The following is a 16033-nucleotide window of genomic DNA, read 5'->3' on the forward strand; positions in this document are numbered from 1 at the left end:
TGATTTCTTTTAATTATTTCTTATTAGCCAGCATAATGCTTTGCTATCAGTCCTTTTTGCGTACTTTGTCACAGCTAATAAAAATTCTCAAGAATTTTTATTTATACGCTGTCGATCACATATCAGATTAAATATAGATCAAAAATCACTATAAAATACAAATAATTATTGTCTATACTCATCAATCAATGCATAGAGTTGTCTTAGTGTCGCATGAGATAATTTAGTTTTCTCACCCTTCAATAATTTTTCTAGTTGATCAACAGATTGCAGTAGTGTACTCGTTTGATGTGGTCCATGTAATAGCAAATATTCCGTTATTTGCGGGTCAAAATGTACACCCCGACGTTCCAGAACAGAATGTAATAATGCATGACGATCTGCATAAGACTGCCCACTCGGTACTTTTACACTTACTGCTTGGGTTAAACGTGATTGTAAATCAGGAAGTTCGAGCTTTAATTCAATCGGCGCAAATCTCGATGAGAATACCAACTGCCCGCCATCTTCATTATTATTATTGATTAAATGGAAAACTGCTTTTTGCCAATGTGGCACACCACTGATCGCCTCAATATCATCTAAGGCAACCAGATCATAACTTTCAAGGGAAGTAATTGCTTCTATGGGAGCGTCCAACAACTCCAGTAAAGATACTTTTATTGCAGACTTACCAATTTCTAAATAAGAATCACAAATTGCAGAGAGTAAATGGCTTTTTCCAGTTCCAGCACCACCATAGATATAGAAACGATTCATCAAGCCCGCATGAAGCTGACGCACAGCATCAATTACAGGTCCCCAACCCGGTCCAGAAAAATCACTAATTCTGGCATCCAGTTGTGGTTCTATATCCAACTGTAATTGACGCATATATTCAAATCATTCCTAAAGTGGATTTTGATCAGTTTTAATCGATTCATCAGTATCTTGCGTGTTTTTTACTTCAATATCAAGATCAACTTGATCGCTTTCAACCGAAATTGTCTCAGAACTTCCAGTATTTTGTATGGTGACCAGTGTACTTTCTGACTTATAGAATTGACTGCGTTGATATAACTCTTTGAGATGTTTCAGTAAAACGACGATCACCGCAGCAACAGGAAGCGCAATCAACATCCCAACAAAGCCACCTAATTGCGCACCAGCAAGTACCGCAAAAACCACAGCGACTGGTGATAAACCAATTTTATCCCCAAGAAGGAAAGGTTGCAGGATGTATCCTTCGATCAATTGCCCAACACCAAATACCGCTAAAACCATCAATAAATGTTTTACATCAAGACCAAATTGGAAGAAACAGGCAATAATGGCGGCAATAATACCTACACCAAAACCCAAATACGGAATAATGCTGCATAGACCTGCAATCATCCCAATAATCAATCCGACTTCCAATCCAACCAACTGTAAGCCAACGGCATATACGATGCCCAACAAGACCATGACTAAAAATTGACCTTTGACAAAAGCTCCCAAAACACTATGACATTCAGCAACGATGTTTAGAACGCTGTTTTCATATTGGCGCGGAATAAATCCCTTCATGCTTTCTAACATGCGGTTCCAATCGAGCAAGAAATAAAATGCGATAATTGGAATTAAAACAATCGTACCGCCAATCGAAATAAAACTTAATCCAGACTGCGCGATTTTTAACGCCATCGATTGAATACTGTCTGCACTATAGTTGGTTTGTACATAGTCCATGACCACTTTAGAAATCTGGTCTGTATCAAGCTCCATGTGCTCTACATTAAAATTATTGGATAACCACGGTAAAAAAGTCGCATTCACCCAATGAATTCCAGCAGGAATACTGTCGCGCGCATAGATTAATTGTTTCCAAACCAAAGGCACCACAAACCAAATTGCCCAAGTCAGCAATACACCTATTCCGATAAATACCACTGAAATAGACAGCCAGCGTGGTAAAAATTTAGTCAGCTTTTCAACTACTGGGCTAAACAGATAAGCGACCAGAAATGCAGCGACAAATGGAATCACGACTGGTTTCAGTAAGTACAAAATCCATAGAACAAAAGCGATTGCAGCAAGAATAAAAATTCGTTTTAAAGTCCGATCATGCATCGAATCACGCCTTTTTCAAATTTAATCATTATTGAGAGTAAAATATTTTAATAAAGATAACATTTTGGCGCATAAATAACATAAGAGTTTCGTATATTCAGGTATAATCCTCGCGCGAATGCGGAGACTTCAATTATGAGCAACTCAACTTCTACCCCAAACACTGGTTTAAGCTATAAAGACGCTGGTGTCGATATTGAAGCGGGCGACGCACTTGTCGATCGAATCAAATCAGTCGCTAAACGCACAACACGCCCTGAAGTAATGGGTGGTTTAGGCGGCTTCGGTGCACTTTGCAAAATTCCTAAAGGTTATGAAGAACCAGTTCTTGTATCAGGTACAGATGGTGTCGGTACAAAACTACGTTTAGCATTAAACTTAAACCGTCATGACACAATTGGTCAAGACTTGGTTGCAATGTGTGTAAACGACCTTTTAGTGTGTGGTGCAGAACCTTTATTCTTCCTTGATTATTATGCAACAGGTCATCTCAATGTCGATGTTGCTGCAAATGTAGTGACTGGTATTGGTCAAGGCTGTGAACTTGCAGGCTGTGCTTTAGTCGGCGGTGAAACTGCTGAAATGCCAGGAATGTATGAAGGCGAAGACTATGATCTTGCAGGTTTTTCTGTAGGTGTTGTTGAAGCAAGCAAAATTATTGATGGCTCTAAAGTTAAAGCGGGTGACGTTTTGATTGGTTTAGCATCTTCTGGTGCGCACTCAAATGGTTACTCTTTGCTTCGTAAAATTCTGGATGTGAAAAACGTTGATTTAACACAAATCATTGATGGTCGCCCACTTGCAGATGTTGCAATGGAACCAACGCGTATTTATGTTAAGCCAGTTCTTGAACTTTGCAAGCAAGTTGATGTACATGCCATGGCTCATATTACCGGTGGTGGCTTACCGGGTAACTTACCACGTGTACTTCCAAACGGTGCTCAGGCTGTAATCAATGAGTCTTCATGGGAATGGCCTGAACTGTTCAAACTTTTACAACGTGAAGGTGGTGTTGAACAATTTGAGATGTACCGCACTTTCAACTGTGGCGTGGGCATGGTGATTGCCGTTGATGCGAATGATGCAGATAAAACCATTGAAGTGTTGACCGCTCAAGGCGAAAAAGCTTGGAAAATTGGTCATATTCAGGAAAATCCAGCTTCTGTTGAAGGCGCTGACGAAAAAATTCGTGTCATTTTTGCCTAAGTTTTCGCATGATTAAAATTGCTGTACTTGTTTCAGGCAGTGGAAGTAATCTACAAGCCTTGATTGATGCCAATCTTTCAGGGCAAATTGTCGGGGTAATTTCCAATAAACCTGAAGCATATGCTTTAGAACGCGCGACAAAAGCAGGTATTGCGACTCGTGTAATTGAACATAAAAATTATCCTAATCGTGAAACATTTGATGATGTTATGCATCAGCAATTAAAAGATTGGGATGTTGATTTGGTCATTCTCGCGGGTTTTATGCGCATTTTGAGTGCCCCATTTGTAAATGCTTGGCAAGGTAAAATGGTGAATATCCACCCTTCTTTATTGCCAAACTACAAAGGCATGCATACCCATGAACGTGTTTTAAAAACTGGGGATGTGTGGCATGGTTGTACTGTGCATTATGTCACCGCTGAATTGGATGCAGGTCAGGCGTTAACACAAGGCATTTTAAAAGTTGATTTGCATGACAATGTACAATCTCTTGCAGCACGGGTACATGTTCTTGAACATTTAATTTATCCTCAAGCCGTTGAGTGGATCTGTAATGGCACTCTTCAACATTTGGATAATGGCCAAGTGTTATATAAAGGGCAAATGCTTGAAAAACCAATTCAGTTCTGTCAGTTTTAAACAACTTTTATGTTGAAATATGCTCCAAAAATGCATCTTAGGATGCATTTTTTATTGCTCAACATCATTCAATTCAAAATTATAAATTTCCAAATCAAATTCAATACGCATGTAATCGTCTGTCTACAGAAAAATCTATATCCCCTTAAAGCAATTATTTTTTCGTATCAATTGCTTGACTAGTTCAACTGTTTCAACTGGATGCTCCAAAGGAAACATATGTCCCCCTGATGTGACTGTAAAAGGAATATTAAATTTCTTTTTCACGATTTGAGGAAATTTACGTTTTAAAAATGGACTCTCTGAACCAATCACTAAATCAACGGGTACTTTGGGTTGTGGATGCGGCAACCACCAATAAGATGGACCACTTCTAAAAATTGCAACTTCCACATCTTTAGGAATGGTTAAAGTGACTCCACCTCGTACATGATCTTCCGTTAAGGCATGATCAATATATGCTTGAAAACAATCTCCATCAAAATGCTGATAAAAACCTTTGGGTCTCAGTAGCTCTGCTGCTTGTTGACGTGATTCCCAATGATCTCGTCGACGTAAGCTCAAATGCGCTGGGGTAATTTGATCGACTTTTTTTGGAAAAAAAGTTTTTGCAAGATTAAAAAATAATGAGGCTTTCCCCATAATTAAAGGGGGATCTAGCAAAATCGCTTGCTCAAATAAATCTGGTCGCTTAAACGAAGCTAAAAATGTCGCAACAGAGCCTAAAGAATGCCCTAGCCCAATGACTTTACGACCATTGGATTGCTGCACAATGCTATCAATCACTTGATCAGCAAAGTTCGACCAATTGTTATCAATCGGATAACGTTGATCAGTTCCCAGTAACGATACATATATGACATCATATTGATCTTTTAACAAATCAAACAGTTTTGTATATACCTTTGAAGGTACACCATTGGCATGGGCAAAGTGAATAACAGGTTTCATCTGAGATAAGCGAGTCATGTGTTCCTTTTACATTCAAAAATCTAGGCAATTGAAAACACTGTATAGGATAACTTGGCTTGCGTTAAACACTTTTTTTAGACTGTTTAGATTATTCTTTTGAATTCAGTTTGAATCTACTGATAATAAATAAAGAGAGAAAAACTTTGATTTTGCTTACTTTTCTTTCATTAACTGTCTGTATTAATTATTGAGGGACTATTCAGTATTTGTATATTTTTAACTATTGATCAAACATAGTTGGTTTTTCTCTGATCGCATTAAATTTGTATAAACACGAAAAATTGGCTTTTTATAGTATGGTTTTCATGCTGTAAAGCGTGATCAATCACAGATCACGCTTTACATATCAAGTGTTTAAAACTATTGCATTTTAACATCTTGGTTGGTACCCAGTTTTTGGTTGATTGCCTCACCGAGACCATGCCCCATTTCTGAACCCATACGTCCGATAATCGAATCAAATGGACTCCGTTCAACTGTGTAATTCACTGTTTTTTTGACTTTTAACTCACGTTTTAAACTTTCAATATTGCCGGCTTTATCGGCGATACCGAGTTTGATTGCTTGCTCACCTGTCCAGAATAAGCCAGAAAAAATTGCAGGGTCTTGCGACTTCAACTTGGCACCACGACCTTGTTTTACAGCATCAATAAAATGATCATGGACATTGTCTAATAATGCTTGAATATGTGCACGTTGTTCAGGGTTAATTGGCTTGGTCATACTCAGAATGTCTTTATTATTACCAGACGTCATCGTACGATCTTCAACGCCTAACTTCTGCGCTAAACCACTGACTCCATAGTTAGGCATAATGACCCCAATAGAGCCAACCAAACTTGATGGATTTACCCAAATCTCATCAGCAGCAGAAGCAATATAGTAAGCACCTGAAGCCCCCATATCACCAATCACTGCATAGACTTTTTTATCAGGATTCTGCTTTTTAAGATACTGAATTTCCTGCCAAATATCATCAGATTGAACAGGAGAACCACCAGGTGAGTTCACATTCAATACCACAGCTTTTGCTGATTTTGCTTCAAATGCTTTCTTTAACGATTTGATCGTATCAGTACTATTAACACCCTGACTACTTGAGTCAATTGTGCCCACAATATTGACCACGCCTAAATGATTTTCAGAGGTCATTGAAGCATCATCCGCACTGGATAAAGAACAACTTTTTACTAGTGCAACCAAAACAAAGAGAATGTAAAGAAAAGTCAGAATTTTGAAGAAAATTCCCCAGCGTCGACTACGGCGCTGTTCCTCTACAGAGGCAAGAACTGCTTTTTCTAAGATCTTCCATTCCTGCCCTGTAGGTTGCTGACCTACATTCGAGTTTAAATTTGTATTGTCATTTTGAGGTTTAGGTGGCCAATCGGACATTTATACCATCCAAATTAATTATTCATGCTTCATTATATACACGGAATCCGTATAATCTATTTAATCATTACGATTTAACTTATAATATTTCGCTAAATCTTAAAATTAGGGCTTATTGATATAGTGTAGTGGCTTGCAAAAGCCTGCTAAAAGCAAGTTTACCCTATTCACCTCAGTAATAAATTCTTGATCCAGATGACTGATAAACATAAAACCATAACCACGAGATTGCTCAACTTCTTCAGCCAGCTTCCTATTCCTGTGGCTCGTTTTATTGCCCGAATTTTAGCTGGATTGGTCAATTTGTTGCGTATCACCAAGACATCTGAAACTATTCGTCTCAATGTCGAAATATGCTTTCCAGAATTAGACAAATCGCAACGCGAAAGAATTACAGAACACGCCATTCGCAATGAATTACAGTCTTATATGGAGTTTTTTACCGTTTGGGGTGGATCAAATCAAAAAAATATTGATCGTATTCATCATATACAAGGTGAGCACTATTTTCATGATGCCATTGCAGCAGGTAAAGGCTTAGTGCTAATCGTGCCGCATTTTGGAACTTGGGAAGTTATGAATGCTTGGTTTGCACAATACACTCAAATGACCATCATGTATGAACCGATCAAAGATGTCAGTGCCGATAATTTTGTACGTGCTGCACGAAGTCGTGAAAATGCTACCCTTGTACCCACGGATGAATCAGGTGTACGTCAAATTTTTAGAGCCTTGAAACAAGGTGGAACAACCGTAATTCTGCCTGATCATACCCCTCATCAGGGAGGTGAACTGATTGAGTACTTTGGTATTCCTCTTTCTTCAAGCAATTTAAGTGCTAAATTGATTCAAAAAACCAAAGCCAAAGCACTGTTCTTATATGCCATCAGAAATGACAATCAAGGTTTTGACATGGTCATTCAACCTATTGATGAAGAAATCTATCAAGTCGATGCCAATCAAGGCACACGAATCATTTATCAATTATTGGAACAGCTTATTTGCCGATATCCCGAACATTATCATTGGAGTTATAAACGCTTTAAGGCCCATCCACTGCTTAAACAGATTTATAATGTTCCAAATAAAGAAGCAATGGAAATGGCAAAGCTCATCCGCAATGGCTCAACTTTCAGCCCTGCCCAGCCATTTTAGCCTGTCACGAAAACTGTTTATTTTCATTTCTCCATTGCGATCAAGATCAATTTGAATAGTGCCCTGTTGACTGGTGGATTTTAGTGGAATATTCAAATGATCCAGACGTTTTAATACGATCGGATGTGGGTGCCCATAACGATTGTTGTATCCTGCTGATACGATAGCAAGCTTAGGCTGTAGTTGTTTTAAAAAGGCATAAGAGGAACTGTTCTGACTACCATGATGTCCCAATACAAGCACATCTACATTCAACTCAGGATATTGTTGTAATAAATTAAATTCAGTTTCCCAACCTGCATCACCCATCAACAAAAAGTTTTTAAAGGATTTTGATTGTGGTACTTGAATATAGACCACACAGGACTGTTCATTTTTATTATATGCCACCTGACTGAGTTTATTCTGGGCAGGCGATAATATCGAAATACGAATCTCACCATATTGCCAAACTTGTCCTTGCTGACAATATTCAAATGAGTACGGTTTAAAACCTTCATGCTGTTCATTGGAAAAAACTTTATCAATCTTGATCTGCTTTGCAATCTGTGTAAATGCCCCACTATGATCTTGATCTAGATGCGTTAAAATCACTTGATCAAGCTGGCTAACCCCTTGTCGCATCAGATAAGGTAACATCACCTGTTGCCCGATGCTCAATTGAGTTTCATCCCATGAACCGCCAGTATCAATCAGCATGTTATGTTGGGGTAATCTGATAAGCACGGCCTGTCCCTGTCCAACATCTAGAACATTCAACTGAAAAATTGAAGCGCTTTGTTGAGGTAAAAATAACGGGCTTAAGCATAACAAAGCCCAAAATTTAGGAACTGTTCCTTGAGGAAGAAACACAATAAATATGGCAAATGTGATACATAAAATATCGAGTTGGCTCAATGCCCACCAGCTCAACTCTCTCCCAAAAGATTGATCGAATAGTTCTAATAATGTGACCAAAATCGAAAGAAGCAGATCAGAAAACTGAAATATCCATAATCCAAGAGACTCAGAAAAAAAACTCAAAGAAGCTACGATTATTTCAACAGGTACAATCAACGCCATCATTGGAATTGCAATCAAATTACTCAGGGGTGCAAGCCAAGAGAATTGTTGAAAGACCCATAAAACCAACGGCATGAGTGCAATAAAAATTTTCCATTGAGATTCGATTAAGAGATAAATAAAACGTTTGCTTTGTGTTTTCCATGTATCAATCTGTTGTTGATCTTGTTGCTGAATCGTTTGATAAATTCGAATCAAAATAAAACATGTTCCAAAAGATAAGGCAAATGCTGCTGAAAGAATACTAAAAGGATCGAACAATAATAAAATGCTGGCAGCCAACAATAGATGTTTAAGCGGTTGAATTTTTTGTTTTAACAAAATGATCAAACTTAAAATGATGATCGTCAACATGGTTCGAAGTGCTGGAATTTCAAAACCGACAAAAGCGGTATAAAACACCACACAGATTAAAAATGGGTAAACCAGTAAATACGGTCGTGGCACTTTTAAAAAGATAGCGGGGAAAAGTTGCTTGATGACTACATTGAATAAAAAGCAAAAAAGTGTCGCAAAAATCAATACATGAGGACCCGAGATTGCCAATAGATGGGAAATTCCCATTTTTTTAAATAAATCTTGGATCGCACTGGGTAATAAACTTTCATCTCCTGTTAATAGTGCCAGTAATAATCCTTTATGCTGTAAAGACGAATGAGCAATTAAGTTCCTAAAATCGAATCGTAATTTTTCGATTTTCAATTGTGCTTGTTTCCACCATGTGTGTTGATGGTCAACAAATGCAGCATACCCCATCTGTTTAACCTCATCAGGATCAATGAGATCAATTGACTTGGGTTGCAATATACCCAAAATATTTTCTTGAATACTCCATTTTTCTTTATCGAATGTGCCGTCTACTGCATAGCCGTGGATGGGCTTAATTTGTCCAGTTACCCGATAGTACTGCCCTAGTTGTAAAAGCTCTGCTTGGGATGGATTGGCATATAGGATGAGTTGTGTGGTCTGTTTAGGTGCTAAAAGCTGAACTTTTTGTTGAATCGTAGCAGTATTTGAAAATTTTTCGCTAGATGTCGACGTTTTCTGTCTAACTTTATTGATATGAGCAATATAGATAATTTGATCAATTTGATGGTGTGGTGTATCTCTTAACGTCAGTCGCTGTGACAATGCGCTATCTGCATAATGCCAGCCGAGTAAACCACTGACTAAAGTGATTAAAGCTGTTTGAAGAAGCTTAAAATATACAGAGGTAATGATTTTATAGTTGAAATAATGACCTACAATCAGCAGAAGATTTGCCCCGATACCTAAACAAAGTAACAGATTAATATGTTGCGGCACCGGATATCCCATCAATGAAACACCCAATATCCATCCGATCAAGAGGCAATATAGAGACATATAATTGTTCGATTTTATTGTTTTCAGTATGTTGGTGTTGATTAAGCCCAATTTTTGAACTTAATCATGGATGATCAATATACACTTAAGATTCAATCATGAAAATGACTAAAAGCTTTATTCACCTACCCAGATACCATCTTGCATATGCAAAATACGATCTGCTGATTTTGCCAATTGCTCATCATGGGTCACGATTAACATTGCCATATTGAATTCCTCACGTAAATCACGCAGTAACTCAAAAATAGATTTTGCTGTTTTTCGATCAAGATTACCTGTTGGCTCGTCCGCAAGCATCAGCTTCGGCTGGGTCACCAAGGCACGCGCCAAAGCCACACGTTGACGTTCACCACCGGATAGCTCCCCAGGTTGATGCGTTAATCGGTGTGATAGCCCAACTCTTTCAAGCAAATACTCAGCGCGAGCTTTGACCTGTTTAAACTCGGCATCCTTTCTTAACATCAACGGCATCGCAACATTTTCAAGCGCAGTAAATTCTGGCAATAAATGATGAAATTGATAAACAAAACCTAAGTTTTCGTTGCGCAGAAAACCACGCTCGGCTTCACCTAAGTTGTCAAAACGTTTGCCATTGAGGTTGACCATGCCCTGAGTTGGACGATCTAAGCCCCCTAAAATATGCAATAAAGTGCTTTTACCAGAACCACTTGAACCAACGATAGAAACAAATTCACCTTGATGGACCTGTAGGGACAAGTCTTTAATCACATCTACATGCGATTTTCCATCTGTAAACGATCTATAAATATTTTCCGCTTCGAGTACCACGGGTTGTACTGCACTATTCATAACGAAGCGCCTCCGCAGGTTGAATTTTGGCAGCACGCAATGCTGGATAAATAGTGGCAATAAAGCTTAGACCCAGTGATAGCGTCACAATAATCACAACATCTTGCCATCTTAAATATGATGGTAAATAGTTAATGAAGTAAGCATCAAAAAGATGTAAGCCAAATGCTGTATTAAGCCAACCGATAAAATTACTAATACCTAAAGCTGAGATTACCCCTAAAATTGCTCCACTAACTGTACCAACAACACCAATCACTGTTCCCTGAACCATAAAAATTCGAGTAATAGTTGCTGGTGAAGCCCCCAGTGTTCTGAGAATAGCAATATCAGATTTCTTATCAGTCACCACCATCACCAATGAAGAAACGATATTGAATGCAGCCACCAAGACAATCAGAAAGAGCAATAAACTGACCATTGCCTTTTCCATTTGAATTGCACTAAACAAATTCCCATGTGTATACGTCCAGTCAGAAGCATAAAAACCACTTGGCAAATCACGCACAATTTCATTGGCAACTTGAGGTGCTTGGAAAATATCATCAAGCTTCATTCGAATCCCTTGCGCACCATCTGGAAGACGTAGCAAAGTCGAAGCATCATTTAATGCGATGTAACCCAAGCTAGAATCAACCTCTGCACCAATACTAAAAATTCCTACGATTTTAAAACGCTTAAAACGCGGAACAACGCCTGCTGGAGAGGGTGTTGCTTCAGGTAAAACCAAGGTGACATTGTCATTGAGACTTAAACCAAGTGCATCTGTCATTTGTTTGCCTAAAACAATGCCATATTCACCTTTTTTCAGTTGATCTATGCTGCCTTCCACCATATGATTTTGAATAATTGAAACCTTTTTCTCATACTGAGGTTCAATCCCAGTCACCATGATGCCTGCAACTTGCCCCTGAGCAGTGAGCATGCCTTGTAATTGGGTAAATGGCGCAACACCAGTCACGTGTTGATGTTTTTCAATTTTTTTCGCAAGAACTGGCCAGTCTGTTAAAATTTGTGTTGAAGAAACAGTAGCTTGAGGTATCATACCTAAGACACGGTTCTTAAGCTCTCGGTCAAAACCATTCATAACAGATAAAACTGTAATCAGTACAGCAACCCCTAGGGTTAGACCGATCATGGAAACCAGAGCGATAAAAGAAATAAAGTGATTACTACGCCGCGCGCGAGTGTATCTCAACCCTATATACAGCGAGATTGGTTTAAACATACCATCTAGTCCGAGGTGTTTTATGGAAGCGTTACAGCAGCAAAATGAAATGATTGAACGTCGTGTCATGTCTCGAATTGATGCTGCATTGAGAATCAACTATCAAATCATTTCTGAAGAAGTTGCGCTGAACGATCCATATGATCCTAATTTTGTATTACCGCGCTATTTTCTACTACTTGCAGAATTAGATCAATTTGATCATGCACTTCACTACGAATTAGAACAATTAAATGAAAAAGATCAACAAATTGCTCGAATCTTATCCTTATTCAACCAAAAGTTAAACCTTATTACAGGGTCTCTTTACGATTCTATTGTACAAACCATGTTACCAACGCCACAAAACGTAAATTTTTCAGAAAGTGGCTTTAGTTTTATTAGTCAGCAATATCTTAAACAGGGCAGTTATATTCATGTGACCTTAAGTCACCCTGAAAATTTCTTTCATATTGCTGCCACAGCACAAATTGCATATTCGGAAACCGTTGAAAATGAACAGTATCGTGTAGGTGCTTATTTCATTACCTTACATCCGCAAGATAAAGTCAAACTTGCTGAATGTATTCAACAAAATACGATTTCATCCAGTGATTAATCTTTAAAATCGAGATATGAATATGGATACCTCATTATTTGCGTTTTCACTCATTGCTTTGGGTATGGCACTCACGCCAGGTCCAAATATGATTTATCTTATTTCAAGATCATTGTGTCAGGGTCGTACAGCAGGTTTGGTTTCCTTGGCAGGTACTGCCCTTGGTTTTGTGTTCTATATGTTTTGTGCAGCGTTTGGAATTACTGCGCTATTGATGACAATTCCACTTGCTTATGATGTATTGAAAATAGCAGGCGCACTTTATCTGATTTATTTGGGTTGGAAAGCCATTAGCTCACCGCAATCGCCGTTTGAAGTACACAGTGTACAGTCTTACTCCAATTCAAAACTGTTTTTAATGGGTTTTCTAACCAATATACTGAATCCTAAAATTGCCATGATGTATTTGGCTTTACTTCCTCAATTTATCCAACCGCATGAAGGTGATTTACTTGTACAGACCTTGAAATTAGGTTTTGTACAGATTACTGTAAGCTTACTCACCAATGCCTTTTTTGTTTTCTCAGCCAGTTCATTTACACAATTTCTAAATCGTCACGCTCTTTGGTTAAAGGCACAGAAATGGTTTATGGGAACTGTATTTTTTGGCTTAGCCACACAAATCATCCTGAGTTCAAAAAAGTAAAACTGTTAAATAGTCACAAGATACTAGAGTCAAGGCTATTGAAAACTTATCAAGCTATTGAAAACTTATAAGGTAGAATATAATTTTTCTTGATCAAATAAATACAATGCGATGAAGCTATTGCTTAATGATATAAAGCTTTCATTGACACACTTTATACCTAAAGTTTAAATAGATTTGCGTAAGTAATACCTCACTTTGTACAAGCACTGTTTTATTTAAGCGCACTCTTACGCTACAAACAAATTAGTGTTTTGTTTTGGCTCATACACTCACGCTCAAGATGGCGACATCCATGTCAACTCAAGATACAAAGACCACCTATGATTCAAAACTGCAAAAATAAATGAATCACTTAAGTTAATACACTTATTTGGCTAACTTATGAATTCGCTTGGCATAACTCGAATGTGCAGAATGGTCAAGTTTAGTCAATATTCCATCATCACCTAAAACACGGCGTGCCCCTCTTTGTAACCATTGGGGCAATAAACCATAAGCGCCATGCACAGTTTGTAAATAATCAGGAACTGCAATGAATAAACATGGCTTTATTAAAGCACTTACGACAGCATTGGCAACTTGCTGTGGGCTCACGGCTGGGATCGTTTTTGCCGCATTTTCAGTTCCCAAGGTCAGTTCAGTCAGCACCTTACTGGGAAGAATTGCAGTAAATTGAATATTTGAATCACGAAACTCGCCTGCAACTGCTTCAGTCAAACCAATCACCGCAAATTTGGTTCCAGAATAAACAGCTGAACCTGGTAAGGCAAAACGCCCTGCAAGTGACGCAATATTAACAATATGTCCTTGTTGTTGTTTGATCAGTTCAGGCAGTGCCAATTGCATTCCAATGACTACACCACGAAAATTAATATCAATTTGCGCATCTGCCAATGCTGGATCTTCATCAATAAATGCCCCCATTGGCATAATGCCCGCATTATTCACCAATGAATATAAACTGCCATAATGATCAATCGTGTCTTGAATAAATTGCGAAAAAGATGCTCGATCTCTTACATCAACTTGAAAAGCTTTAGCACCAATACGTTTTGCCTCTTTTTCAGCAAGTGCCAAATCAAGATCACCGATGCTGACTTTTGCACCCAGTGCGATCAAAGCTTCTGCAGTAGCCAAACCTATACCACGTGCTGCACCTGTAATCGCAATCACTTTGCCTTTTAATTGTTGTTTTTTAAACATGGATTTGTCCTTTATCTTATCAGCAATTTAAGTTGCTTATTTTAGTGAATTAGCACTCTATATCTTGATCTTGTAAAAAATCATGATGCTGATTTTGTCTCTGGTTTATAATCAACACGATATTCTCGGAGATTAAAACGTTTCATTTTTTCTCGCAGTTTAAATGTGGTCCATGGCCAGACTGTACTGTTACGACCATTTCGATCAATGAAATAGCTCTGACATCCACCTTTATTCCAGACTGTGGTTTGCAATGCAGCTTGAACTTCCTCATTGAACATTTTGGTCTTTTCTGGATGAGGCTCGATGGTTTGAATCCCCAAACGGATCGCCTGCTTTAAAGCATCTATGATATAGCCCAATTGCGCTTCAATAATGATAAAAGCAGAAGAACTCACCGCGATATTCGGTCCAAACATTAAAAAACCATTCGGGCAGTTTTCTACCATTGTTCCCATATAACCTTCCGGACTACCTTGCCAAACATCCGACATCCGTTGTCCAAAACGGTTATATACCCGTTTGGCAATCGGTGGTTCAGCAATTTCAAAGCCTGTTCCAAGAATGATTACATCTGCTTCACAACTTTCACCATTTGAAGCAATTAAAGTATTGCCTTTAATTTTAGTTAAACCACTGGCAATGACCTCTACATTGTCTTGTGCCAATGCTGGATACCAATTGTTGGATTGTAAAATACGCTTACAGCCAATGATAAAATCAGGAGTGAGCTTCTGGCGTAATTGCGGATTTTTAATATGATAGTTCAAATGCCATCGTGCTAGTTTTTGAAATTGCTTCATGGCTGCTGGACTTTGAATTCCACCATTAATGGTTTCAAAAATTCCATACACAGATCCACGCATGAGTTGTTGCGTCATCGGCAATATCTTAAACATAGCGCGTACTGGAGCCAATAAAGGCATATCAGATTTTGGCAATACCCATTGTGCAGTTCGTTGAAACACCGTTAATTGTTGCACCATCGGCTGTATTTGCGGTACAAACTGTAGTGCAGACGCTCCTGTTCCAATTACAGCAACTCGTTTTCCTGTTAAATCAATATCGTGACGCCACTGTGAAGAATGGAAAATCTCTCCTTTAAAATGCTCAATCCCTTTGACATTCGGTAATACAGGTTCATGCATAGGACCACAAGCAAGAATAGCAAATTGTGATCTCAATTCACCTTGATTGGTTTGGATGATCCAACAATCTTCTGCATCAGACCATTGTGCTTCAAGTGCCTCACGATTTAAGTGTACATGAGGCATGATCATGTATTTATCTACGACATCAAACAAATACTGTTTAATCTCCTTTTGTTGGGCAAAAACTCGAGACCAAGCTGGATTTTGTTCAAAAGAATAAGAATACAATGCCGAAGGAACATCACAAGCACAGCCCGGATAAGTGTTTTCTCGCCATACACCGCCCATTTCAGCCGCTTTTTCCAACAAAATAAAATCTTCAATGCCCGCTTCTTTCAATTTGATCGCTGCGCCCAGACCTGCAAAACCACCACCGACGATAATCACTTGATAAAAGTTTTTATCCTTTGCATTATTTTTCTTTTGTTCCATATTAAAAATCGCTTAGAATGTGATCGACTGGAATAAAATGTCAAAAACGGAATGACTTGTCAATTTCTATTGTTT

Annotated in this window: 14 protein-coding genes; 5 read left to right on the forward strand and 9 right to left on the reverse strand. The window is 38.4% G+C overall.

Annotated features, from left to right (window positions below):
• Positions 1–165 precede the first annotated feature (165 nt).
• A complete protein-coding gene (gene hda / locus AC1Z3T_RS19760) occupies positions 166–873 on the reverse strand; it encodes a DnaA regulatory inactivator Hda (protein WP_004831456.1) in 708 nt (235 codons plus the stop codon).
• A 15-nt stretch (positions 874–888) separates the two neighbouring features.
• Positions 889–2091: a chloramphenicol efflux transporter CxpE gene (cxpE, locus tag AC1Z3T_RS19765; protein WP_004831457.1), complete on the reverse strand. Its 1203-nt coding sequence runs from the start codon at positions 2089–2091 to the stop codon at positions 889–891.
• 135 nt (positions 2092–2226) lie between these two features.
• On the opposite strand from cxpE, the gene purM reads away from it, so the two are divergent.
• Positions 2227–3297: a phosphoribosylformylglycinamidine cyclo-ligase gene (gene purM, locus AC1Z3T_RS19770; protein WP_004831458.1), complete on the forward strand. Its 1071-nt coding sequence runs from the start codon at positions 2227–2229 to the stop codon at positions 3295–3297.
• Between the two features lie 8 nt (positions 3298–3305).
• On the forward strand, positions 3306–3938 hold the full coding sequence (gene purN / locus AC1Z3T_RS19775) for a phosphoribosylglycinamide formyltransferase (RefSeq protein ID WP_005029963.1): 633 nt from the start codon (positions 3306–3308) through the stop codon (positions 3936–3938).
• Between the two features lie 135 nt (positions 3939–4073).
• Here purN and AC1Z3T_RS19780 read toward each other — a convergent pair whose 3' ends face one another.
• Together AC1Z3T_RS19780 and sppA are read right to left on the reverse strand one after the other, a co-directional pair.
• Positions 4074–4889: an alpha/beta hydrolase gene (locus AC1Z3T_RS19780; protein WP_171494693.1), complete on the reverse strand. Its 816-nt coding sequence runs from the start codon at positions 4887–4889 to the stop codon at positions 4074–4076.
• Positions 4890–5270: 381 nt separating this feature from the next.
• Entirely contained in the window at positions 5271–6302 is a 1032-nt protein-coding gene (gene sppA, locus AC1Z3T_RS19785; RefSeq protein ID WP_004831461.1) for a signal peptide peptidase SppA, read from the reverse strand.
• 195 nt (positions 6303–6497) lie between these two features.
• On the opposite strand from sppA, the gene AC1Z3T_RS19790 reads away from it, so the two are divergent.
• Positions 6498–7457, forward strand: a complete 960-nt coding sequence (locus tag AC1Z3T_RS19790; protein ID WP_042090234.1) for a lysophospholipid acyltransferase family protein — start codon at positions 6498–6500, stop codon at positions 7455–7457.
• Here AC1Z3T_RS19790 and AC1Z3T_RS19795 read toward each other — a convergent pair.
• From AC1Z3T_RS19795 to AC1Z3T_RS19805, 3 genes are all read right to left on the reverse strand, one after another.
• On the reverse strand, positions 7428–9836 hold the full coding sequence (locus AC1Z3T_RS19795; protein WP_419321183.1) for a DNA internalization-related competence protein ComEC/Rec2: 2409 nt from the start codon (positions 9834–9836) through the stop codon (positions 7428–7430). The genes AC1Z3T_RS19790 and AC1Z3T_RS19795 overlap by 30 nt on opposite strands.
• Before the next feature lie 165 nt (positions 9837–10001).
• Positions 10002–10697, reverse strand: a complete 696-nt coding sequence (gene lolD, locus AC1Z3T_RS19800) for a lipoprotein-releasing ABC transporter ATP-binding protein LolD (protein WP_004831464.1) — start codon at positions 10695–10697, stop codon at positions 10002–10004.
• Positions 10690–11925 carry a lipoprotein-releasing ABC transporter permease subunit gene (locus tag AC1Z3T_RS19805; protein WP_035300544.1) on the reverse strand — a complete coding sequence of 412 codons (1236 nt, stop codon included), beginning with the start codon at positions 11923–11925 and terminating at the stop codon, positions 10690–10692. The genes lolD and AC1Z3T_RS19805 overlap by 8 nt, the downstream gene beginning before the upstream one ends.
• Positions 11926–11947: 22 nt before the next feature.
• Here AC1Z3T_RS19805 and AC1Z3T_RS19810 point away from each other — a divergent pair, with 22 nt between their 5' ends.
• Both AC1Z3T_RS19810 and AC1Z3T_RS19815 read left to right on the forward strand, forming a co-directional pair.
• The gene (locus AC1Z3T_RS19810; protein ID WP_005029975.1) at positions 11948–12523 is read left to right on the forward strand and encodes a PilZ domain-containing protein; all 576 of its coding nucleotides are present in this window, start codon (positions 11948–11950) and stop codon (positions 12521–12523) included.
• 22 nt (positions 12524–12545) lie between these two features.
• Entirely contained in the window at positions 12546–13169 is a 624-nt protein-coding gene (locus AC1Z3T_RS19815) for a LysE family translocator (protein ID WP_263510807.1), read from the forward strand.
• Between the two features lie 369 nt (positions 13170–13538).
• Here the strand turns inward: AC1Z3T_RS19815 and AC1Z3T_RS19820 are convergent, their stop codons facing one another.
• A complete protein-coding gene (locus AC1Z3T_RS19820; RefSeq protein WP_483396902.1) occupies positions 13539–14375 on the reverse strand; it encodes an SDR family oxidoreductase in 837 nt (278 codons plus the stop codon).
• Between the two features lie 80 nt (positions 14376–14455).
• Complete coding sequence (locus AC1Z3T_RS19825) at positions 14456–15958, reverse strand: flavin-containing monooxygenase (protein ID WP_483396903.1); 1503 nt, start codon at positions 15956–15958, stop codon at positions 14456–14458.
• Between the last annotated feature and the right edge of the window lie 75 nt (positions 15959–16033).

The organism is Acinetobacter sp. B-6, assembly GCF_056930735.1.